The following is a 22,196-nucleotide window of genomic DNA, read 5'->3' as shown; positions in this document are numbered from 1 at the left end:
TTGATCACAACGGGTGACGCCATACACCCTGCGGTCACGCCTTGTTGGCCTTCGGCACCGGCTCCAGAATCGTCAGCAACAGCACGAAGCTGGCGAACGAACCAATTGCAAGGTAGGTGAACACATAGTTCCAGCCGTAGCTGTCAAGCAATAGACCGGTCAGGAACGGCGTCGCGGCGGCCCCTAGCTGGCCGACCATGTTGACGATCGCGTTGGCCACAGGGAAGGTTTTCTTGGTCGCCAATGCCATTGGGTAGACCATGTATGACGAGAACCCGAAGCTCAGCACTACGCCCGTCGCCATCAGCAACAGACCGTAAGAGAGCGGGTCGGCAGGCGAATGGATCAACAGGTACATCATCACCGACGTACCCAGCGCCGAAAGCAGCATCCCCGGCTTGCGCCGGCCGCCCAACCAACGGTCCGAACAGTAGCCGCCCAACAGATTGCCCAGCACCGCCCCTACCCAAGGCGCTGCCGAGACCAGGCCCATGTTCATCAGCGAGAAGCCTTTGACGCTGATCAGGTAGGTGGGAATCCAGGATAACAGCACGCTCGAGACGCCCAACTGGAAGCAGTACGCCAGCGCGCTTCCCCAGATCAGCCAAGAGCCGAACACCTGGCGCTTGGTCTCCAACGCAGACACTTCGCGCCGACGGATAATGAAGTCCAGGCGCTTGAGGCCCAGTCCTGAAGTCTTGTGCTCGGCGGGTTTAGAGCTGGCGACCTTGTCGAGCGGCGTTTCGTCGGTAATGTAGTCAAGCTCGGCTTGATTCACGAAGCGGCTTTTCGACGGGTGATCGGCAATCATGAAATACCAGGCGATCGACAACAGGATGCCGGGTATCGCAAAGAAGTAGAACACCTCGCGCCAGCCCCAGACCGCGATGATCACGGCGCACAGCGGCGGCACGATGACCGGGCCGAACTTTACCGCAGACAGGAAGATGCCTGAAGCAATGCCCTTTTCCCTCGGCGGGAACCAGTTGTTGATAGTGGTAGTCATGCTGATCGGCAGCGGCCCTTCGGCCAGGCCCAGGCCAAACCGATAGACTTTCAACGCAAGCAGTGAGCCTGCAGTCCCCACCAAACCGGTGAGTACCGACGTCATGACCATGGCGGTCGGCAGGATCCGGCTCACGCCCAGTCGGCTGAAGGCCAAGCCCGCCGGGATTTGCGCCAACGCATAGGCGAGCAGGAACAGGCTCATCAGCCCACCCGCTTCTGCGTTGCTCATCTCGAACTCTTTACGGATGAACGGCAGTGCAACGCCGAGATTGGCCCGGTCGGCGGCAGCGATGGTATAGATCGAAAAGATCATGCCAGCCACTATCCACCGGTAAGTGCTGCGCCCTTTGGCCTGTGCAACTTCAACGGTCGACATACTTCATACCTTTGTTTTTGTATTTCGGCGGTAATCTAGGCGCGGCAAAGGTAGAAAAAAAGCGACAAATACTCACCACTTATCATCGCTTTTAGTGGACAATCGCCTCACCCCTAGCGCCTTGTAAATCTGGCCAAGGCGCTCTAATGGGGGGCTTCTTGACCAAAAGGCAAGCTATGATCACTTTGAAGCAAATCGAGGCTATCTACTGGATTGTCGAGTTGGGCAGCTTCGAAGCGGCGGCGGCCAAACTGAACATGTCCCAATCGGCGATCTCCAAGCGCGTGCAAGAGCTGGAGGACGCCTTTGGCGTCTCGATTTTCGATCGCTCCAAGCGCAGCGCCCGCCTCACCCAGAAAGGCCTGGAGCTGCATGGCTGCGCAGTCGAGATGTTGCGCCAGCGGGATACCCTGCTGGAGCGCGTCAGCTCGAAGGAAACGCTGGTCCGACGTTTCAGGCTCGGCGTCACCGAGCTCACGGCGCTCACCTGGCTACCTACCCTGGTCGAGCAGATCCACCAGACCTATCCCAAGGTCGACCTGGAACCCTCGATCGAGTTGAGCACCCACCTGTTGCGCCGGCTGGAGGCCGACGAACTCGACCTGATCATCGTGCCCGACATTGTCCGCGACCCCCGTTTCATCAGCACCCCACTGGGCGCTGTCGAAAACTCATGGATGTGCTCACCCTCCCTTTACCCAGGTAACGCGCCAATGAGCCTGCAGTCGCTGTCGTCGTTTACCGTCCTCACTCAAGGTGGCAGTTCAGGCACCGGACAAACCTACGAGCGTTGGCTGGCCGAACACGATGTGCGGTTGACCAAGACCCTCACCAGCAACTACCTGGTCGCCCAGGTTGGCTTGGCGATTTCCGGCGTAGGGCTCAGCTACCTGCCCAGGCACTGCATGAGTACGTTGATCGAGCAGGGCCGCTTGAAGGTCATTCAAACAGATTTGCCGCTGCCGCCAATCAGCTATGTCTGCGTGCATCGGGCTGACCGCTACCAGGGTCTCAGCGGTGAAGTCGCGCGTCTGGCGCAAGGCGCCTGCGATTTCACTCGCCTTATCATTACTTAAGGCGATTGTTTTTGATCAATAAATATCGCTAAAAGTAACTGCAGTTCTCTCCTACCATCGGCGCCTACCCCGCTGGTTCAAGTCATTCAGGAGATTGTCATGCTGTTACCCGGGTCTCGTATCCTGCCGTCGCCAACCCTCGCCCCTGCGCACATGGTCGAATCGTTCCAATCGGTCGTAACCCCGCACATCAGCGACAACCTCGGGCGACACATTGGCGCGCGTGGGCTTACCCGTTACAACACCTCGGGCAAAATTGTTGGTACCGCACTGACCGTGAAGACCCGCCCGGGCGACAACCTGTTCATCTACAAGGCGCTGACGCTGATCGAGCCGGGTCACGTACTGGTCATCGACGCCCAGGGTGACACCAACAACGCGGTCATCGGCGAATTGATCAAGCTCTATGCAGAGCAGCGCGGCTGCGTGGGTTTCATCGTCGACGGGGCGATTCGCGATGTCGACAGCTTCAAGTCCACCCCTTGCTATGCCCGGGCGGTGGTTCACTGCGGCCCGTACAAGAGCGGTCCGGGCGAAATCAACGTGCCGGTTTCGGTTGGCGGCATGATCGTTTCGCCCGGTGATATCATCGTGGCGGATGAAGACGGCATCGTTGCGTTCCCTCAGGAACTCGCCGAACAGGTGCTGGGCAAAGCACGCGAGCACGAGGCTCACGAAGAAGCGGTCAAGGCAGAGATCGCCACCGGTGCGCTGGACCAGTCGTGGCTCGACAAAGTCCTGGAAAAAGCAGGTCTCGCGAACTGAGGCGAACCTTCTGTCGTCTCAATAATCCTGATCGATCGTTGTTGAACGAGGGCAGATTTGGGCCGCGCACACTCTGCGCTCGGGTTTCGTCACCGAAGCCGGCCGTCAGGGTGTGCCACTCGGTGAAATCATGGCCATGACCGAACATCGCAGTGTCAGTACGGTGATGGGCTACTTACAGGCAGGATCGTTGCTAAGTAGTCGTGCCACCCAGCTATTCACAGCTCAATCTTCGCTAGAGGGCGACGCTGACGACGCCCAGAACAGCATAACAAACGCACCTGTTCTCTGACCGACTCCGGTTAGACTATCCCGCGTCACCACAACTCAGGTAGCCAGTCCGCGCACCGCAAAAGCCGCTACACCTCATGAACGACTCTGTATGGGATCAGTCGAGGCCGACGTCATTCAGGACACCGTCAGCCGTACTCAAGAGCACCTCTGTGCCGCAACGCATCAAGAGCTACAGGCAGCCTTGCCTTGCTAACAACAGCAGCTCTGCCTTTGCGCCCCACACCTCAACTAGCTTGGAGGCACGGGCCTGGATGAATTGTCTGCGCTTGACCGGTCGCATTGCCTGTCCCCCTCAGGGATGGGGCGCAACGGCAGACGAAACCGGGTCAAGGAAGATCAATTGCAAGGGCTCCGCCAACAGCTGGTCGGCCTGCTCGGCAAAACGCTGGAAGTGTGCGGTGGCCAAGTGCGTGTCCAGGGCCTGCTGGTGGTCGAACGCTTCGCGCATGTAGAACGTCCCGGGCTCGTCGCTGCGTTCGAACAGCATGTAGTCGCGGTTGCCGGGCTCCGCTCGGGTTGGCTCAATCAAGGCCAGCAAGGCCGCTTTCAGTGCCGGTGCCTGGCCTTGCCTGGCCTTGAGGATGGCAAGGGAAAATAGGGGTTGATCCTGTCGGTTCATATCGTACTCCTGCAAGTGCTCAATGGGTCGGTGCCGGCGCCGCATCAATCTTCAGACGCATCAAGGCATAGGGTTTCTGCCGCAGGTCCCGCCCACCCTGGAATAACGCCTGCCGGTGAAGTTGGTTGGCAATGAAATACAGGTAGCCGTCCGGCCCGATCGACAGGGTGTCGGGCCAGAGCAGTCGCGGATCATGTACCAAAGTCTGCCAGCGCCCGTCCGGCCAGCGCTTGCGGATGGCGTTATGCTCGTAATCGCCGGCATAGACAGCGCCCTCGGCGTCGGCCTCCATTCCGTCGGAGGCGCCCTTTTCACCGAGGTCCTTCACGGCTGCGGCGAGTTGTATCTCGCTGATGGCAGGATCGCGCAACAAGGCGGTGGAAATGGCATACAAGTGCCGGCTCGACAGCGGTGTGAAGTAGAGCGTCTGGCCATCGGCCGACAAGGCGATGCCATCGGACGCCACCGACAACGGTTTCGAGGTGCCATCTGGCTGGCCAGCCATCACTGGCGTTCCCTCGACCACTGGGATGAAGTCCGGGGCCACGGAGGTCGAGGTGGCGCCACTGAGGCGCCGCGTGGCGCGTCCGCTGGCGATGTCCATCACGATAATGGCACCTGGACCGCGGAGCGAAGAGTCAGTCACATAGACCGTTCCTTCGGCACCGTGGCGAAAGTCGAAGCGCATGTCATTGACGTAGGTACTTGGCAGCATCACGTTTTCCGGGAACACCAACCGCTTGACGATCCGGTTGTTTGCCAGATCGACGGCGATCAGCTTCGCGCCTCCTGGGCGCGGCGACTTGAACCCCGGTGCCGCAGTGTCCAGCAGCCAGACGCGGCCCCGGCCGTCGGCCACCACGCTCTGCACGCTTATCAGCCCCTTTCCGGGGTCCTTCGGGTCCTCTTGATTCACCGACAGGTCCGGAAATGGCCGGATCTCGCCGTCCCGAAGCTCGCCGACGGTGAAAGGCACCTTGTCACCCCATCGCGGATAGTTGACGAAGATGCGCCCGGTCTCGGTGACGGTAACGCCTGTCGGCATGGCGTCATAGAATGCATGGACCTGTTCGAGCGTACCGAATGCCCGCTCTGCAGGCGCATGCGGAGAAAGCGCGTCGGCATCGATAACCTGCGCAGAGGACATACCTGCCGTCAATGCTGCGCAGAGAAACACGGTTTGTTTAAGCATGCTTGCTCCTGGCGGAACGGATCGGCCGGTCCGCCGTTGTCTGTCAAATAGGCCTCAGAAGCCTTCCAAAACGATCTTGCCGCACGCCTTGCCACTCTCGATCAGCGCATGGGCACGGCGCATGTTGGCGGCATTGATGGCGCCGAAATGCTCGCCCAGGGTGGTGCGCAGGATGCCTTGGTCGATCAGCCCGGCGACGCGCTCGAGCAGTTCGTGCTGGCGCACCATGTCGTCGGTTTCGTAAAGCGAGCGGGTGAACATCAACTCCCAATGCAGCGACAGCGACTTGCGCTTGAGCGGCATGACGTCCAGGGTCTGCGGGTCGTCGATCACGCCCAGGCGACCTTGTGGTCGCAGCACTTCAACCAGTTGCGCAAAGTGCTGATCAGTATGGGTGAGGCTGGCGACATGGCTGACTGACTCGATCCCCAAGGCCTGCAGTTGCCCTTGCAGCGGCGCACGGTGATCGATGACGTGATGGGCGCCCAGTTCGCGCACCCAGTTGCCGGTCTCGGCGCGGGAGGCCGTGCCGATAACTGTCAGGCGGGTCAGTTGCCGGGCCAACTGCACCAGCATCGAACCGACGCCGCCGGCAGCGCCAACGATCAGCAGGGCATCGCCCTCCCCGCCGCCTTCCATGATGCCCAAGCGATCGAACAGCAGTTCCCAGGCGGTGATGGCCGTCAGCGGAAGCGCGGCTGCCTGTGCTGCACCCAGGCTACGTGGTTGATGCCCGACGATACGTTCGTCAACCAGGTGATATTCGCTATAGCTGCCGGGCCTGGCGATGGAACCTGCGTAGTAAACCTGGTCACCTGGCTTGAACAGGGTCACCTGCCGCCCGACCTCACGGACGATACCGGCCGCGTCCCAGCCAAGTATTTTTGGCTCACGCATGAAAGTGCCGGCGCGCACCTTGGTGTCAACGGGGTTTACCGACACGGCTTTGACCTCGACCAGAAGGTCCCTGGGCCCAGGGCTGGGTTTGGGCATGAAGATGTCTTGAAGAGACGCTGGGTGCTCAATAGGCAAGCCGTTGTGGATGAAACTGATCGCTTTCATAGGCACTCGCTACTGGATATGGTTTGATTCGTGAACCCAGTCTGGCGTGTCCGGCCCTTGGGAGAAACGGGCCCTACTCGTGAACACTTTCATTGCAGGAGTGATAATGATCCGTCTCGACGACCTGAGCATCTTCGTTCGCAGCGCCGCGCTGGGCAGCTTTACCGCGGCGGCCCACGAGGCCGACCTGCTGCCCGGCCAGGCGGCCGAGGCAGTCAAGCGCCTGGAGCGTGAGCTGGATGTGCGGTTGTTTGCCCGTACCACGCGCAGTTTGCGCCTGACAGCCGAAGGCGAGCAGTACCTGCCCTCGGCCCTGGTCGCCCTGGAAGCTCTCAGGCACGGGCGCGACAACCTGCGTCAGGAAAGCGCACAGCTCAGCGGAACGTTGCAGGTGGCCGCCCCCTCCGATCTGGGGCGCAACGTGCTGTTGCCCTGGCTCACGGCGTTTCGCCGAGAGCATCCACAATTGAACCTGCGCTTCTTTCTCTCCGACCAGATCGCCGATCTGTTCCGCGATCCGGTGGATGTCGCGATCCGCTACGGCCTGAACGCCGACGCCAACTATATAGCCCTACCACTGGCGCCTTGGAACCGTAAGGTGCTGGTGGCCTCGCCCGAATACCTGGCGCAGCAAGGCACCGTGCAAGCCCCCGAAGACCTACCCGAACACCAGTGCTTGCTGTACATGCAGCAGGGCCGGGTCTACGACAAATGGCAGCTGGGAGCGCAAACCGTCCAAGTGCGTGGCGCCCTGCTCTGCGATGACGCTGATATCGCCAGGCGCTGGGCGGTAGCCGGCGAAGGTATCACCTACAAATCCTGGCTGGATGTGAGCGACGACGTGCTGGCGGGACGACTCGTCGTACTGTTGCAGGATCACCCCGGGCCGACCATGCCGCTGAGCCTGGTGTGCCCGCACCGCAAGCAGTTGTCGCCTGCGGTGAGGCAGTTGCATGCCTGGTTGTCTTGCCGCTTCGCCGGGCTCGAGCGCGACTGATCAAATGGAAGTTGCTGAAGCGCCCCTCAGTGCGGCGCCTCGAGCAAGTCCGGTCGATATCCGCCGCTTCCGGGTGTACACCCACAAGACGGCAAAGGCGATGACCAACGAGCCCGGCAACCACGCGACCACTGGCAGTCGTCATGCCGGCGCCCCCCATCAAGTTGATCAGCAGTGCCCCGCCTCGGGGTAGCAAAGAGCAACCGTCTGACTACCCGACAATCAGATCCGACCGTGGGCGTTTGGCCGTTCAAACTGGCCACTACCACCTATACTGCCGAAGCACTGTCGGCGACGTGGCGACAAGTCGTTTCGCCCCGCCTCAGGCCTGCGCCCGCTGTCGTATGACCATGGCGCTTGTGCAGTACGTGCAACCACTCTCAAACGGAAGGAGAATGTCGCATGAATATGAACAAGTTTTTGCTGGGAGCTACCACGTTACTTGTTTGCCACCGTGGCCAGTGCTGATATTCCGCAGCTCAACTACGACTGCCCGACTAATATCGCCGTGCATGCGGATCAGGGCGGGCCGGTGTTCATCAATGGCAAGGAGGCCAAACTGAAAAAATTTAATGACAACGCCTATGAAGCTAAGGGCTCTGGCGTGGTGATTTCCCTCACGCGGAATCCAGATGAATCATGGGACTTATCCTATACCGGTAAAGGCGGGGCCAACGGGGTTTGCAAGCCAGCGACATCAGGTGCGGCGAGTGCCAGTAGCGCCAATGGCACATCTACCACCAGCAAGGCGAAGAAAGCCTGCCTGGCCGAGGTGGCGAAGATGACCGGCGTGGCCGTCAGCAAACTTTCGGTGACCGACGTCATGACCGCCGAAGCGGGAATTGGCGTGACGATCAACGTACCTGACGCGGACGCTCCTTGGTCGTGCCTGTCCGATGCCAGTGGCAAAGTCCAAGGTGCAAGTTATACCGGATCTGAAGGCAATCTCTGAATCGCACCCAACAGGGCGATCATGAAGAACGTCCAGTCATTGAGTATATGTTGGTGAAGGCAAAGTCCAAAATAGCTACCGGGTGATTGGCACACATTTCTACCAGACCCACCCCGATGGTCTCGACGAATTTACGGAGTTGACCACCCTCCTCACCTATTTCGCCCAGCTGTATAGCTTGGACAAAACATAATCCTGGGCAAGGTACTCTTGCTCCAAACGGATAATGCTTTGCGCAGATTTGATAAGCGACTCAAACAGCAGGCGCTCCTCCGACAGTAAACCCACATCAGGAAGGTTCGTTGAGCGCGGCTCCTCCACGGAAAAATCCATGTGCGCCATTAAGGTCTCGTGATCCATCATCAAGGCCGTAATCCCTGGCAGTGCCTGCCTGGCGTGAGCAAGAATAGTCAGCCCCCAGCTGTCGATGTCTCCCCAATACGCTACATCCCGCTCGGCGAGCCATGGAGCCATACGCCATTGGGTGTTCCGGCCACCGCCAAAGATGGCGACAGTGTCTGGAAGTTCGGGCAAGGCGTAGCCGGGCTTGGTGTTCTCCACGACCAACACCCTGCGACCAGGTAATGGTCGCGCCAAAAACTCTTCGAGGGGAATCTGGAATACTGAGAAGCCACCCATTTGCTGCCTAAGTTCTGGACACAAGGGTCGAATATAGAGCCAGTTGCTCGGGGTTTGCAGGCAGCCGAGCCAGGCCTCCAGCCCACCGGCTTCACACAGTGCCCCTTTGTGTATGACATCAAGCAAGGTGGTCAGCAGAGGTGTGTGCGTTTCCAGAAATTTGGTATCAACCCCTTGTACAGGCACCCCCCGCAGATAACACCCATCCCCCATACCCTGACGCAACTGTGGCAGAACATTCGCCATCTGCTGGGCAGCCCGATGGCTCATTTGCTCGACTACAAGAATCTGGCGAATGAGGGTGTCATACAGATTTCGATCCACTGCCAGAAGGGGCTCCATGAGTGCCGCCCAGATTTGAGAACGCTGGACGGCTGCCGGCCCGATGGCTTCAATCAACTCTTTAACATTCGAAAGATCAAGCCGCTCCGGTACCTCGACATCTCCCACCACTCGATACCTGCGGGTTACCCACTTAACCTGACTTGGCTTGCTCCATTGCCGCCAGGCATTGACCCAGTTGTGGAAGTGGTCAATGTCCATCAATGCATCGCCAGCCGCTGGTGGCTTAAGCGGCAAGCTGATCGGAAAGCGCCGCATGCCCTGCAGGCGCCCCCGTAGATTGGTTGCGTTATTCCACTCAAGGCGCTCGACCTCGCGCATGACCTCGGTTGGCAAACGCCCCCAACTGCGCATTAGCGTTGCTCCATCTGAATGCCCAGGCCTTCAGCGACCCCGGCCAATTGAGTTTGCTTGGCTTCCCGGCGTTCAGCGCTTTGCTGGTCGAGTTGCTCCCAAGTGATCTGGCTCAGGCGACTTTCATGGCCATCGATCTTACGCTCGGCAATGATCAGAGATCGGGCTGAATCACGAGCCAGGTTCAGGTTCTTGTAGGGTGTAATCAAGTTGACGTGAATTTTAAGCTCACGGAACACCCGCAGCACGCGGCGACTCACCTTATCGGCAGTGTTGGAGAAGGCTTCATCCAGGAAAACGGTACAGTACATCGGGTGCGGAGCACCATCCGGGGTCAACACATAGGCCAAGCTTGCCGCCACGATGATGCCGGCAAACGATTCCTTCTCCCCACCGGACTTGCCTGACGATGAGCGAAGTACATCACGCACGGCGCCGGTTTCCTTCACGATTTCGTTGGCATAGAACGTCATGCGGTAGCGCGAATCGAGGAGGCGTTGACTTTCCAGATTAATGGCGGTGGCTGAATTGGTCGCCTTTTCTAGCTTGCTGATCAGACTGCAAAGCTCTAGGAACCGAGCCTCGTGATCAACGCTTGAGGCATGTTTAAGCACCGAGCCCAACAGGGCTGTGAATTCTTTGACATGCGCGTAATGCTCATCCTCATGTTTCAGCAGCAGAAACGTGCCGTGGTTGAACTCAGTACGCTCCAGCACTTCGTTAATGGTGGCGATACGATCTTGAATGTCCTCACGCTCATCATCAATGGCCCGTTGCATGCGGCCCAGGGACTGGGTGGTATTGTTGTTTAACCGCTGCTGGAAGCGTTCAACCAGATCCGGCAGGCCCTCGTTATTAAGCTTGTCGAGGTAGTCGATGTAATCCTGGCGACCCTCGATAGTCGTCAACCAGTCATTGGCAACCAACGGCCACTTTGTCTTGAAGCTGTTGATAATCGCGATCATGCGACCGTTGTAGTGAGTCGCTCGTTTGCCAATCGAGTTCAATGCATCACTCAGGAACTCTCGCTGGGTTTTCTCCAGTTGATGGAGTTTATCCAGATGTTCCAGGGTAAGAATGCCAACACGCAGGGCCAGTGAGCTGCGCACCGTATCTACCAAACCTGCACTGGCAGCCTGGGCTGCAACTTGCCGACTTTTGTTGGCCTGCTGAATTTCCAACTCGAGCCCCCCTACCTCTCTGGCATTTTGGTTTTGCGCAGTGCGGATTTCCTGGAGCTCTTTTTTAGCCTGTTCAAGCAGCGCTTTGGCCTTACTCAGATCGCTGTCTGGAGCATTGAGGGCCGCAAGGTCGTTCTTGAGGGTGTCCAGGTGTTGCTCGGCCAAAGTAACGTCGATTTGATCCCACAGGGTTTGAGCCACACGCTTCCAGATGGCCTCAGAGGCCACCAAGTTGTCCATTTCCTGACGTCTCACAGCTTCGTCGGATCGGGCGGAATCGAGCCCATTCCGCAGGCGCTCCCCCTCTTCCTGCAATGCTGCCAGCCGGCTGAGGTTGTTGAATCCGAGGTACCAGTTCTTTTTATCGTCGACGCGTGTCCCGTCCTTCTTCTCAAAACGCCCCTTCTCCATCTGTACCAGGCCCTCGCGGGTCATTGAGTAAGGAGTATCATTGAGCACTTCTGCTGAATCCACACAGTGCAGGTCGACACGCGCCAGATGGCGCTTTAGCCATTCACGATACGGGTGTTCTTTCCATTCCAGTTTGCGCAGGAATCCGTCGCCGAGGAACTCCGGGTTACGCTCGGTTTTGCTGACAACCTGGACGCGAACATGCAGGCCGGTGTGCCGGCTGTTTACCCAGCCCGTCACCATGCGGAACTTGTCTTCGGGCACCAGCAACGTTGTCCGGTGGCCCCCAAGCGCCCGCTCAATTGCCCCGCGCCACGGGGCTTCGGTACTGCGCACATCGAGGAGCTCACCGATGAATACGACGCCATCCTTGTTGAGTTGCAGGCTCTCAACCATCTCGTCCCGCAGGCGCTGAAAGGCGGCGTCAATGTTGGAGTTGGGCCGCTTCTCAATTTCACTGATCTGGGCCTGCAGGCTCTTTATCTGTTGGGTAATGCCCGAGAGAATGCCACGCGACTCACCGAAAGCATTTTTCGCGTCGTCAATCTGAGCGGGTAAATCAACCAGGACAGCTTTGGCCGAAGCGATGTTGTCCCGCACGGCGCTCGCCGTAAGCGTTTCAGCAAGCGCAAGATCACGAGTGTCCTTCTGATAATCATGGGCCTTATTGATCGTGGTCTGATAGCCCTTCTCCGCATCCGCAACCTCACGCCGCAGGCTATCAAGGCGATCACCGCCCTGCTGTTGGTAGGCGTGTAAAAGTGAGGTTACACGCTCCTCAGTCTGCGACGCCGACACAGCCAAACGCTTACCGTCCGACGTCAGGTCATCCAGCGAGCGATCCAGATCTTCACAGCGCAGTTCCCAGAGTCGGTTGCCCTGCTCACCGAAGAATGCCGTCAACCCAGCGGCCTCTGAATTGACCTGCCCTTGCTCCTCCAACGAACGCTCATAGTTCCGGTTATGGTCTGGCAGGATGCTCAGCACCTCCTTTTGCTGCTTGGCTGTATCCAGCTCATTGTGGACGGCGATCAGATCGTCGAATTCCTTGACAACCCCAGTAGCCAGATCGCGAACTTTGCTGGGCTCCAGCACCAGTTCACGGATCAGCGCTGTGAGGTCATCAATCTTCTTCAGACCCAATGCACGCTGCAGCAGCGCCGGCGCATTGGAGTTTTCCATGCGTAGCAGCCGGGTGAAATACTCTTGGTAGGCAGAAAAACTGTTGTCAAAGTGCTTAAGCATTGGGTCGTCATCGACATACTGCTTGAGCTGGCGCACGTTGTTGGAACCAAACTGCTGCAGGAGCACTTCCAAACTGACATTCCGCTTACCCACCAGGTAGAAACGCTTGAGGTCAGTCATGGAGGCGCCGGCCTGGCGAATCCAGAACATGGACACCAACGTGATCAAGGAGCCGTCGTCGGCCCGGTACAGGGCACGCAACGCGGTCATGGTGGCGCCATCGCGCTTCATCAGGTTGAGGGTCTGGGAACCGTCGTGTGCTGTCCCGTAATTACCGCGAATATAGGACATTAGGTTGCGATCTGAACGATCACCTTGCGAGGCTGCGATGTTGAATGACGTTTGCCCAGGTCGATTGAGCAGCGCCATGTGCGCATCGATGAGCGTCGACTTACCCGCACCGTTATCACCGGTGATCAGGGTGCCTTCAGGGTCGATCACTGCCGTGTGCAACCCGTGGAAGGAACCCCAGTTGTAAACCGAGATCTCCGCTAGGCGGATTTGTCCTGTAGAGAATAGATCGCCGAAGCTGGTACTGGTCATGTCAGGCATCGTCTTCTACCTCCTGTTGATCCATCACACTCCCCTGGTCGGCCAGCCGCTGGTACTCGCTTAGGAGGGTATTCAGGAAGTCGGCATTGACCACGTACCGAATGACCGGGGTAATTTCCAATCGGTCACCGTCGCCGCGCACATTCGCCAGCAGGCGCTTATCGCGCAGCTTGGCTATAGAGCCATTGAGGGTCTTGCGCTCAAGAGCGCTGCTGTTGGTCAGCTTCAAGAAAGGGGTCATGAGTTCGGCGATGGTGTCGATATCGATCATCACCTTGTTCTCACCAATGACTTCCCGCTCTTGGTAGTACTTGCGCAACACCAGCAACACCAAGGTGTCGTAAAGCGGCATGGTGCGTTTTCCAACCAGGCTTGAGCCATCCTCGTCTGTCAGATCCCCGAACTCGGATTCACTCAAGTCCTGCTCGAGCAGGATAGCAATGCCTGCTTTCTGGTCTAACGTCATACGCAGCAACATGTTGGCCAGATGAGCGGCGATGAGTGCTTGGTGCTGGCACAGCGCTTCAAAAGCCAGGCGTTTCTTTTCCGCCCGCACAACACCCGTGTTCAACAGCAGCCTCAGGGCCCGGCGAGCCTCCGCCGGCATAATGCCTTGGACAACCTCTGATTCAGGTTGGCCGGCCACTTCGTCAAGTTCGCCGGGCTGCTCCTGCTCCGCCAGTCCATCTTCCGGGTGTTCTGTTGCGGCCAGTGTCGGTACTGCCACCTGGCGGTAAGTGTCGAAGAGCGACGGTGCCAAAGCATCGTTGTTTGGGGCTTCACGGTTCATAGGGGCAGGCTCTCTAAATTCTCCGGGAACAGGTCGGCGCTCAGGAGTAGCACCGGAATTTTGGCCCGTATGGTCTGGCCTTGTCGGTCAGCGACCACCAGATGCTCGACGCCCTCGAGGGAAACCGCTTCAATTGCTTTAGCGATGCGGACAAGGGCGACCAACTCCTCAAGCCCGCCCTGAATAGGACGCAACTCGGCGATCTGAGCCAGACTCATCGGCCCTTGGCTTTTGAGCAGTTCGCGCATGGCTTCGGCCACCTCCTGAATCTTCACCGCCTCCAGACACTCAAGAATGGTGTCACTCACAGTGGTCTGGTTACTTTGCGGAACCACCTTGCTGGTATCCAGGCTGGCTTGCGGTTGCATCAGTCGAATGCTCGATGGCGAGCTAACCGAGAATGGCCCGCTGGCGACATGTACCTTCAGTGAGGTGCGTGGGCCAATGTCTTGATCCTTAAAGGTGACGGCCAGTTTTTCCAGTTGGCGTAACACCTGCTCGACTGCCCTGCGTTCACTCTGAGCACCAGCCTCGACAAACGACCTGAGGCTTTCCTGGGTGCGGCGACGTACCGAAATTACCCGTTGACTTTCGCGACTCAGCTCACGCACCAGATGTGTGAGAAAACGGATTTCTTGTGTATTCAGGTGGGATCTGGCAATCGGACGATTCAAAATCGATCGGATTTGCTCGCGGAATTCTACGCTCCGGTTCTCGTCGCAGAGGAGTCTGAAGAAGCCGTCAAACGCCTGACCAGCGTCTGTCTGCAAAAGTGCCTCTTCATTGTCCAGAAGGTTCTGGATGACCAGGCCACGACCGCCTTCTGATTCGATCATCTGCACACGGATGCTCTGGTCAAGTTGACGGATGTCATCCTCAACACGGCGAAAATCACCGGTTAACTCGGAGGCCATCTGGTAGACACCGCGTACTCGCTCACGCTGTTCGGCACTGGGTAGCTCGCACACGATGCCTGCTTCCAGCCGCAAGACTTCTTCATTCAGTTCTGCCAACCGTTCACGCAGTACGAGCAAACGCTCTTCAGCACTCGGGTTGAGAGCGACTGCCAGGTCTCTTACAGCGTCTTGGACTCGGCGTAGGTGGGTGGCAGATGTCGTGGTATCCCTGCTCTCAAGACCCTCGACAAATCGCAGTGCCTGCTGAAAGGCGTCAGTGCGGGTCAGGTGGTCATCATGCTCACGCATCCAGCCGGCATGGATCCAGTTGCGCAGGTGCGAGTTGGCGTTGTCTTGCATGCCATACGCTTCCTGCCAGGTCGGCAATTCCGCCTCAAGGGCGGCTTTAGCCCGTGCGAACAACACCTCCTGTTCGTCAACAAACAGGCTGTCGATGAACGCCAGGATGATCGGTGCCGAATCTGCACGCAGCAAGCGCCAGGCGGACTGTTCACTCTGCAAACGACGATAACGCGCTTGCTTCTCGTACAAACTCATCGCACCTCTCTAGTCGGCAGTCTTGCAGCGAGTTTACAGGATTGATTTGGGTCGCATTTCACGGTTAGGCAGCCTACGCCATAGATCAGCCAGCAAGGTTGTCAGCATGAGCAACTGCAGATCACTGCGCCGGATCACGCCTTTGCTTCAGGGCTAACAAGCAGTGGCAGCAGCTCCGAAATTAACGCCTGCGCAGCCTGTTCGTACCCTTCGCGCCAACAATGCGGTCTGCGCCACGAAGCTCGACCAGCACATCAGATCCCGAGGCGCTTCCAGCGCCAGTACCATTCGTTCCGATACTGTCATCACGAACTTCCTCCACTGACTAAGAATAGACTGCTCGAGATTCTGCCAGAGAGCTGTCGACATGCACGTCGAATTACGCCCAACCTCTGTAAAAAGCCATCACGGCGCTACCTTTCATTTTCACCGCAGGCGACAAAGTCTTACTCCATTCAGGCTATTTCTTGACTGAATCGAAACGTCTAGCCTTAACCCACATTCAATCAGAGAGTCAAACCAATGAAGGCCGTCGTCTACACCCAACCCGGTTTGCCAATCCAAGACCCTCAATCGCTGTACGACACGCAACTGCCCACCCCAACACCCGGTGCCCGGGACCTCCTTGTCGAGGTCAAGGCTATCGCCGTCAACCCGGTTGATACGAAGATCCGTGCAAGCCGTGGCGGTGAGCAACCACAGGTGCTGGGCTGGGATGCCGTCGGCGTCGTCCGTGAGGTAGGTGCTGAAGTGACGTTGTTCCAACCGGGCGATGAGGTTTTCTACGCCGGTGCTATCGACCGCCCGGGCACCTACAGTGAGCTTCACGCAGTGGATGAACGCATCGTCGGGCACAAGCCTCGCAGCTTGGATAATGCGAGTGCCGCTGCCCTCCCCCTGACCTCGATTACCGCGTGGGAGCTGCTGTTTGACCGCTTGGGCGTTGTCGAAAATGCAGCTAAAGGCCAAAGCCTTCTGGTTATCGGCGCGGCTGGCGGGGTGGGTTCGATTTTGGTTCAGCTGGCCAGCAAGCTCACGCAGCTGACCGTCATCGGCACCGCCTCAAGGCCTGAGACCCAGGCGTGGGTCAAGGAACTGGGTGCCCATCATGTCATCGACCACTCCAAGCCGATCGCGCCTCAGTTGCAAGCGCTCGGGCTCGATACCGTCGATTATGTGATCAGCCTGACGCACACCGACACCTACCTTGCGCAGTTGGTGGAAGTGCTTCGTCCACAAGGCAAACTGGCGCTGATCGACGACCCCGCACAGCTGGATGTAGTGCCACTCAAACGCAAATCGCTGTCACTGCACTGGGAGCTGATGTTCACACGTTCGTTGTACAAAACCGAGGACATGATCAAGCAGCACCAATTGCTCGAACGTGTTTCAAAGCTGATCGATGACGGTGTACTCAAAACCACCGTGGGTGAGCACTTCGGCACGATCAACGCCGATAATCTCAAGCGCGCGCACGCCGTACTCGAAAGTGGTAAGGCACGCGGCAAGATTGTCCTGGAAGCCTTCTGATGGCTACACCGGCCTGCCCTCACGGCCATCACATTGTCCTGGACTGAGCCCCTCGTCCTTGGAGCACAAGGCCGATCAGGTTCAGGCGGAGTCTGCAGCCTCCGCCGCGCGATTGGTCGAAAAGCTTGAGTACAAGCGTCTGTGATCTGCCCGCAGACAAGCTGGCCATCACAACATGTAATAGACACTGCCTACATAGCGACATCACGACGAATCGGCCGTCACAGAACCGTAAAACACCAATTGACAACCACGAGAGAACCGAAGGATTATGCGCGCCGCCTTTATGCGAAGCATTATCATTAGCAATACGTTTCGTAATGGTAGCCTGCGTTCTATCGAACAGGAGTCAATGGATGTCCACTCGTTTTGCTTCAGCCACCAGCCTTCGCCAAGCCGCACTCGCGGTCAGCCTGTCTGGCACGCTGCTAACTACCGCCACTGTCTGGGCCGAACCTTTTGCTTACAGTATCCCGGCGGGCTCCCTCGCTAGCACCATAGATAAATTCGCGAAGGCCAGCGGAGTAGTTGTCAACTTCAGCAATGAAGCAGTTGCGGGGCTTAACAGTGAAGGGCTGCGAGGTAACTACGAGGTAGACCAGGGCTTGGCTCTACTGCTGCAAGGTACAGGCCTGCAGTTACAGCAAGCTGGAGAAAAGCGTTACGCGCTGGTTCGTCCCCGCCAGGACGGTTCGATGGAGCTTGCAGCCACCACCGTTTCCAGCGTGGGGCTCGGCGCCACCACCGAAGGCACTGGCAGCTACACCACGGGCTCGGCCAGCACCGCGACAGGCCTGCGCCTCTCGGCACGAGAGACACCGCAATCTATCAGCGTAGTGACCCGTCAGCAGATCGAAGATCAGAACCTGAACGAGGTTGCCCAGGTGCTTGAACAGACGCCTGGCGTGGTCGTGGACAGCATGGGGCCGGCTGGCAGCGACGCCAACCACGTTTACGTGCGGGGGTTCGAGGTCGGCAGCATTCAGGTCGACGGCATCAACCGACCGAATACCTATGGCTTCCGGGACGACCTTTCCGACATGGTGAGTTATGACCGGGTCGAAGTAGTGCGCGGCGCCACGGGGCTAATGTCCGGCACCGGCGATCCCGGCGCGACCGTGAACCTGATTCGCAAGAAGCCGACACTAGAAACACACCGTAAGTTGACCCTTAAAGCGGGCTCTTGGGACAACTACCGTCAGGAGTTTGATGTGTCCGGCACGTTGACGGAAAGTGGCAATGTGCGAGGTCGCTTCGTCGCATCGAACACCAACAGCCAGAGCCACATTGATCGCCAATCCCTGGAAAAGCAGGCAGCATATGGCGTATTGGAATGGGACGTCACCGACAGCACGATGCTGACAGTGGGCGCTGAATATCAAGAGATGGACAGCGACGGGGCAGGTAACCATGGTTTCCCGATGTTCAATTCAGATGGTAGTCACTTCAGCCCTTCCCGCTCATTCAACTCTGCTGCTGACTGGAGCTATCACAAGCGTCGAACTAGAACCGTATTCACCACCTTGGATCACGACCTCGCCAACGGCTGGCATCTGAAACTCAATGCCGAGCACAACCGCCGCAGCTACGATGACGCCTTTGCCACTGCGGCCAGTGGCACCGTCAACCCTGATGGCAGCGGCATCAATACTTGGACTGGCCGTTGGGCCGGCGAGCCTCGTCAAACCTCGTTCGATCTCTCGGCGTCGGGCCCATTTGAGCTTTTCTCCCGCGAGCACCAAGCTTACCTAGGCGCCAGTCACTACAAGGCCTACTACCGTAACGACGGTTATCCTCTGTGGTCGTTCCAGGACATTGACAATATCCATACCTGGGACGGGTCGCTGGCGATACCTGACGCCATCCACACCAAGTCCTCCGAAGATGCTCTAGATGAAACCCAGGATGGACTGGTGGCTTCGGTGCGTTGGAGCTTGGCGGATGACCTGTCACTGATCACCGGGGCCCGGGTCATCGACTGGAGACGAGACGAGGTTTCCACCTCCCTGTCATCCGGCGACACCAGCCGCACCTCGCGGAGCGAAACTGGGGTCGTCACCCCTTACATCGGGCTGGTTTATGACCTCAACGAGAACTGGTCGGCCTATGCCAGCTATACCTCCATCTTCAAGCCGCAAAGCAACAAAGATGTCGGAGGTACCTACCTGGATCCGCTGGAGGGCGAGAACTACGAGCTCGGTCTCAAGAGCGAATTCTGGGACAAGCGCCTGACTACGGCGTTTAGCGTATTCGAGGTGCATCAGGACAACCTGGCGGTAGCCGACGGTAGCAACCTGGCCCCGGATGGCAACCAGGCATACCGTGCCGAGTCTGGTACCAAAACGCGGGGCTTCGAGATGGAAATGGCAGGCGAGATTCTGCCGGATTGGCAGGTCTCGGCGAGCTACACCTACGCCGTCAGCAAAGACTCGGACGGCGACCGCCTGAACACTGAAGTGCCGCGAGACACCCTGAAACTCTTCACCAGCTATCGTCTTCAGTCCGTACCGCAGTTGAAGGTCGGCGGTGGAGTACGTTGGCAAGGTACCGAATACTACAAAGGCGCAGGTCCAAACGACGAAACGTTCACCCAAGACCCCTACAGCGTGGTCGATCTGATGGCGCAATACGCGTTCACGCCACAAACCAGCGTCTCGCTGAACCTGAACAACGTGTTCGACAAGACTTATTACACCGCGATTGGCTCACGTGGCTGGTATGGCTCCCCGCGCAGCGCCACGGCTACTTTGGTTTATGCGTTTTAACCGAGTACGTGGATCCTGATGGCTTTTACGCTTGGGGAGCCGCTATCAGCCACACAGTGGGCCTCTCGACGATGCGGCCATCACATCATGAGAACGTTTCTTTCACTCAATTTTCACGTGGTTTGAGAGAACCTGAAGCTATCCCTACGTGTGATAGACCTTGCCCGCCTAGCAGCGGGCTTTCTTTTGCCCGCAAAAACTCACCGGCATTTAGCCAGTACTGGCTTACTTGCGACGGGTCATAGCGCTCAGCACAGCTGCAACAAGCAAAAATACTCCGCTGGCTACGAACGTAGCTTGATAGCCCATCCCGTCGTACAGCACGCCGCCTACCGTTGCCCCTGCAGTAATAGCCAACTGAATCACCGCGACCATCAGGCCACCCCCGGCTTCTGCATCGTGCGGCAGTGCCCTGGCCAACCAGGTGAACCATCCCACGGGAGCACAGGTAGCGATCAGCCCCCAGAAACCCAGCAGAACGGCGACTGGAACGACCCAGCTACCCACCGCAATCACGGCGAATGCAATGGCGGTCATGATCAAGGGTATCCCCATCAGCACCCGATTAAGATGACGTGCAACGAGGGGGCCCACCAACACAGTGCCTACCAATCCTGCGGCGCCAATGATCAGCAGGAGCAGCGAGAGCGTAGGCACATCCACCTGCGTGACCGTTTCCAGGAAGGGCCGCAGATAAGTGAACAGTGTGAACTGCCCCATGAAGAGGAAAGCAACGGCGGCCATGCCGAGCGCGACCCTGCTGTCTCCCAGCAAGCGCAGCGAGCCGCTGGCCGATAACTTGGTCCGCTCACTCGGCATTGCCGGCAGCGTGAAGGCTTGCCAGATCAACGCCAACGCGGCCAACGGCACCACACACAAAAATGCCCCTCTCCAGCCAATAATGCCGCCCAAATAACTCCCGATCGGAGCCGCGACTGCCGTGGCCAATGCGGTACCGCCCTGCATCACGGCAATGGCCTTGGGAACGAGCGCCTCGGGTGCGATGCGCATCATCACCGCTGTGGACATCGACCAGTAACCACCGATGGCAATCCCGAGCACGGCTCGCCCCACCATCAACGTCAGGTAGTTCGGGGCGTATGCCACCATCCCTCCGGAAATCAGCATCAGCGCGGTTGTGGCCAGTAGCACAGGCTTGCGATCGATCCCCTGGGTCAGGGTGGCCAGCAACAGGCTAGTGATCACGGCAAAGAAGCCCGAGATCGAAATGGCCTGCCCGGCCTGGCCTTCAGTCAGCGACAAATCGGATGCAATGGGGGTGAGCAAGCTCACTGGCAGAAACTCAGACGCTACCAGGGCGAAGGCACAGAGTGACATCGCCAGCACAGCACTCCAGACCTGGCGGCTTGAATGCTGAAGGGGTAGTGAGTCCCGTTTGAGCGAAACCGGCTCACGCTTGTACAAATTGTTCGCTCCATGGGGCATGTCCGCGGCTCCCGCAGTGAATGAACTGCCATCTTCCTCGCGTAAACCGGCCTACCAGTAGAGCAAATGGCTAGTTTTCTTGCCTAAATCTCCAACCCGTGCTGACCGGGCATGGACATCTCAGGTAGCGCACGCGTAGTGTTTTCCCACGAGATCATCGGATGCTTCCCATGCACGCCAGCACACAACCGTCCTCTCCCTCTAACCCAATGGCCACGCTGTGCAGGGTCATCGGCGCCCATGCGCCTACCGCTGGCGATTTCGCGACGCGCATTGCAGCGCTCGGCGTCTACCGACGTCATGCACCGGCCCCGCCGATCACGTGCATCGTTGAGCCGAGCATCGTGCTGGTCGCCCAGGGCGCCAAAGAAATGGTCATTGGCAGCGACGTGTTCCCCTACGACACGAGCCGCTTCCTCGTCACCTCACTGAATATCCCCGCCAACTCGGCGGTGACGATGGCCAGCGAGGCAGCCCCCTGTCTGGGCCTGGTGTTAAGGCTCGACCTGCGCACGCTGGCGGAATTGATCGCGCAAGACGGTCGTCTTCCCTTGAGCGGTCAGGCCTTTCATACCAGCGCGGGAGTGGGTGAACTCAGCCCGAAGCTGCTGCAGAGCTTCACCCGCCTGATCGAGTTGCTGGAAGAGCCCGATGCGATCCCTACGCTCTGGCCGCTCATTCAGCGAGAAATCCACTACCGGCTATTACTCAGCGACCAGGCCCCTCTCCTGCGCTACATCGCCTCCGTGGGCAGCAAGGGGCACCGAATCGCCAAGGCCATCGACTGGATGAAGCTGAACTACGCCGCCCCGCTGCGGGTAGACGAGCTGGCCTCCCAGGTGCAGATGGGGCTCTCGACCTTCCATCATCACTTCCGCCAGCTCACCGCGATGAGCCCGCTGCAGTACCAGAAATGGTTGAGGTTGAACGAGGCGAAACGGTTGATGCTCAACGAGCATCTGGATGCCGCCACCGCTGCCTTCAAAGTCGGCTACGAAAGCCCCTCGCAGTTCAGCCGCGAGTATGGGCGGCAGTTCGGCACGCCGCCAAAGCGCGACATCGCAGGGTTGCGCCTAGGTGCGGAACGATCAGGCGCCACCACACCCAGCCTGCCCTGAACCTTGAGCACTCACCTACAAGGAGGGG

General features: G+C 58.5%; 15 protein-coding genes and 2 pseudogenes. 8 read left to right on the top strand and 9 right to left on the bottom strand.

Features of this window, described 5'->3' with window-relative positions; translation table 11 throughout:
- Positions 1-34 precede the first annotated feature (34 nt).
- Entirely contained in the window at positions 35-1,384 is a 1,350-nt protein-coding gene (locus HU766_RS02875) for an MFS transporter (protein ID WP_186653165.1), read from the bottom strand.
- 176 nt (positions 1,385-1,560) lie between these two features.
- Between HU766_RS02875 and HU766_RS02870 the strand changes: the two genes are divergently transcribed.
- From HU766_RS02870 to HU766_RS26120, 3 genes and pseudogenes are all read left to right on the top strand, one after another.
- On the top strand, positions 1,561-2,460 hold the full coding sequence (locus HU766_RS02870; protein ID WP_186653163.1) for a LysR family transcriptional regulator: 900 nt from the start codon (positions 1,561-1,563) through the stop codon (positions 2,458-2,460).
- A gap of 99 nt (positions 2,461-2,559) precedes the next feature.
- A complete protein-coding gene (locus HU766_RS02865; protein ID WP_186653161.1) occupies positions 2,560-3,225 on the top strand; it encodes an RraA family protein in 666 nt (221 codons plus the stop codon).
- A gap of 58 nt (positions 3,226-3,283) precedes the next feature.
- Positions 3,284-3,517 (top strand): annotated as a pseudogene (locus HU766_RS26120) (integrase); the annotation flags it as partial.
- Between the two features lie 294 nt (positions 3,518-3,811).
- On the opposite strand, the gene HU766_RS02860 reads toward HU766_RS26120, so the two are convergent.
- From HU766_RS02860 to HU766_RS02850, 3 genes are read right to left on the bottom strand one after another with little or no spacing between them, the layout of a single operon-like run.
- A complete protein-coding gene (locus tag HU766_RS02860) occupies positions 3,812-4,138 on the bottom strand; it encodes a putative quinol monooxygenase (protein WP_186653159.1) in 327 nt (108 codons plus the stop codon).
- Between the two features lie 19 nt (positions 4,139-4,157).
- Positions 4,158-5,330 carry an L-dopachrome tautomerase-related protein gene (locus HU766_RS02855; protein WP_186653157.1) on the bottom strand — a complete coding sequence of 391 codons (1,173 nt, stop codon included), beginning with the start codon at positions 5,328-5,330 and terminating at the stop codon, positions 4,158-4,160.
- A gap of 54 nt (positions 5,331-5,384) precedes the next feature.
- Positions 5,385-6,392, bottom strand: a complete 1,008-nt coding sequence (locus HU766_RS02850; protein ID WP_186653154.1) for a zinc-binding alcohol dehydrogenase family protein — start codon at positions 6,390-6,392, stop codon at positions 5,385-5,387.
- Positions 6,393-6,498: 106 nt separating this feature from the next.
- Here HU766_RS02850 and HU766_RS02845 point away from each other — a divergent pair, with 106 nt between their 5' ends.
- Entirely contained in the window at positions 6,499-7,389 is an 891-nt protein-coding gene (locus HU766_RS02845; RefSeq protein WP_186653151.1) for a LysR family transcriptional regulator, read from the top strand.
- A 442-nt stretch (positions 7,390-7,831) separates the two neighbouring features.
- Positions 7,832-8,077, top strand: a pseudogene (locus HU766_RS26095) (hypothetical protein); the annotation flags it as partial.
- A 420-nt stretch (positions 8,078-8,497) separates the two neighbouring features.
- Here the strand turns inward: HU766_RS26095 and HU766_RS02835 are convergent.
- From HU766_RS02835 to HU766_RS02820, 4 genes are read right to left on the bottom strand one after another with little or no spacing between them, the layout of a single operon-like run.
- Positions 8,498-9,676 (bottom strand): DUF3322 and DUF2220 domain-containing protein, encoded by a 1,179-nt coding sequence (locus tag HU766_RS02835; RefSeq protein WP_186653146.1) that lies wholly within the window; start codon positions 9,674-9,676, stop codon positions 8,498-8,500.
- Entirely contained in the window at positions 9,676-13,065 is a 3,390-nt protein-coding gene (locus tag HU766_RS02830) for an ATP-binding protein (protein ID WP_186653143.1), read from the bottom strand. The genes HU766_RS02835 and HU766_RS02830 overlap by 1 nt, the downstream gene beginning before the upstream one ends.
- Positions 13,058-13,855, bottom strand: a complete 798-nt coding sequence (locus tag HU766_RS02825; RefSeq protein WP_186653140.1) for a DUF4194 domain-containing protein — start codon at positions 13,853-13,855, stop codon at positions 13,058-13,060. Before HU766_RS02825 ends, HU766_RS02830 begins: the two co-directional genes overlap by 8 nt.
- A complete protein-coding gene (locus tag HU766_RS02820; RefSeq protein ID WP_186653138.1) occupies positions 13,852-15,309 on the bottom strand; it encodes a DUF3375 domain-containing protein in 1,458 nt (485 codons plus the stop codon). Before HU766_RS02820 ends, HU766_RS02825 begins: the two co-directional genes overlap by 4 nt.
- A 522-nt stretch (positions 15,310-15,831) precedes the next feature.
- On the opposite strand from HU766_RS02820, the gene HU766_RS02815 reads away from it, so the two are divergent.
- Together HU766_RS02815 and HU766_RS02810 are read left to right on the top strand one after the other, a co-directional pair.
- Entirely contained in the window at positions 15,832-16,839 is a 1,008-nt protein-coding gene (locus tag HU766_RS02815; protein WP_186653135.1) for a zinc-binding alcohol dehydrogenase family protein, read from the top strand.
- A gap of 356 nt (positions 16,840-17,195) precedes the next feature.
- Complete coding sequence (locus HU766_RS02810; protein WP_186653130.1) at positions 17,196-19,604, top strand: TonB-dependent siderophore receptor; 2,409 nt, start codon at positions 17,196-17,198, stop codon at positions 19,602-19,604.
- A gap of 225 nt (positions 19,605-19,829) precedes the next feature.
- Here HU766_RS02810 and HU766_RS02805 read toward each other — a convergent pair whose 3' ends face one another.
- Complete coding sequence (locus tag HU766_RS02805; protein WP_186653124.1) at positions 19,830-21,050, bottom strand: MFS transporter; 1,221 nt, start codon at positions 21,048-21,050, stop codon at positions 19,830-19,832.
- A gap of 170 nt (positions 21,051-21,220) precedes the next feature.
- Between HU766_RS02805 and HU766_RS02800 the strand changes: the two genes are divergently transcribed.
- Positions 21,221-22,168 carry an AraC family transcriptional regulator gene (locus HU766_RS02800; RefSeq protein ID WP_186653118.1) on the top strand — a complete coding sequence of 316 codons (948 nt, stop codon included), beginning with the start codon at positions 21,221-21,223 and terminating at the stop codon, positions 22,166-22,168.
- The last annotated feature ends 28 nt before the right edge of the window (positions 22,169-22,196 follow it).

Source organism: Pseudomonas sp. SWRI77 (genome assembly GCF_014269105.1).
Taxonomy (GTDB): Bacteria; Pseudomonadota; Gammaproteobacteria; order Pseudomonadales; family Pseudomonadaceae; genus Aquipseudomonas; species Aquipseudomonas capeferrum.
This window is presented reverse-complemented; position numbering and strand designations above follow the sequence as displayed.

Bases quoted from the DNA above. Each gene is read 5' to 3' on its own strand.
- HU766_RS02875 (WP_186653165.1), bottom strand. From the start codon at position 1,384: ATGTCGACCGTTGAAGTTGCACAGGCCAAAGGGCGCAGCACTTACCGG.
- HU766_RS02870 (WP_186653163.1), top strand. From the start codon at position 1,561: ATGATCACTTTGAAGCAAATCGAGGCTATCTACTGGATTGTCGAGTTG.
- HU766_RS02865 (WP_186653161.1), top strand. From the start codon at position 2,560: ATGCTGTTACCCGGGTCTCGTATCCTGCCGTCGCCAACCCTCGCCCCT.
- HU766_RS02860 (WP_186653159.1), bottom strand. From the start codon at position 4,138: ATGAACCGACAGGATCAACCCCTATTTTCCCTTGCCATCCTCAAGGCC.
- HU766_RS02855 (WP_186653157.1), bottom strand. From the start codon at position 5,330: ATGCTTAAACAAACCGTGTTTCTCTGCGCAGCATTGACGGCAGGTATG.
- HU766_RS02850 (WP_186653154.1), bottom strand. From the start codon at position 6,392: ATGAAAGCGATCAGTTTCATCCACAACGGCTTGCCTATTGAGCACCCA.
- HU766_RS02845 (WP_186653151.1), top strand. From the start codon at position 6,499: ATGATCCGTCTCGACGACCTGAGCATCTTCGTTCGCAGCGCCGCGCTG.
- HU766_RS02835 (WP_186653146.1), bottom strand. From the start codon at position 9,676: ATGCGCAGTTGGGGGCGTTTGCCAACCGAGGTCATGCGCGAGGTCGAG.
- HU766_RS02830 (WP_186653143.1), bottom strand. From the start codon at position 13,065: ATGCCTGACATGACCAGTACCAGCTTCGGCGATCTATTCTCTACAGGA.
- HU766_RS02825 (WP_186653140.1), bottom strand. From the start codon at position 13,855: ATGAACCGTGAAGCCCCAAACAACGATGCTTTGGCACCGTCGCTCTTC.
- HU766_RS02820 (WP_186653138.1), bottom strand. From the start codon at position 15,309: ATGAGTTTGTACGAGAAGCAAGCGCGTTATCGTCGTTTGCAGAGTGAA.
- HU766_RS02815 (WP_186653135.1), top strand. From the start codon at position 15,832: ATGAAGGCCGTCGTCTACACCCAACCCGGTTTGCCAATCCAAGACCCT.
- HU766_RS02810 (WP_186653130.1), top strand. From the start codon at position 17,196: ATGTCCACTCGTTTTGCTTCAGCCACCAGCCTTCGCCAAGCCGCACTC.
- HU766_RS02805 (WP_186653124.1), bottom strand. From the start codon at position 21,050: ATGCCCCATGGAGCGAACAATTTGTACAAGCGTGAGCCGGTTTCGCTC.
- HU766_RS02800 (WP_186653118.1), top strand. From the start codon at position 21,221: ATGCACGCCAGCACACAACCGTCCTCTCCCTCTAACCCAATGGCCACG.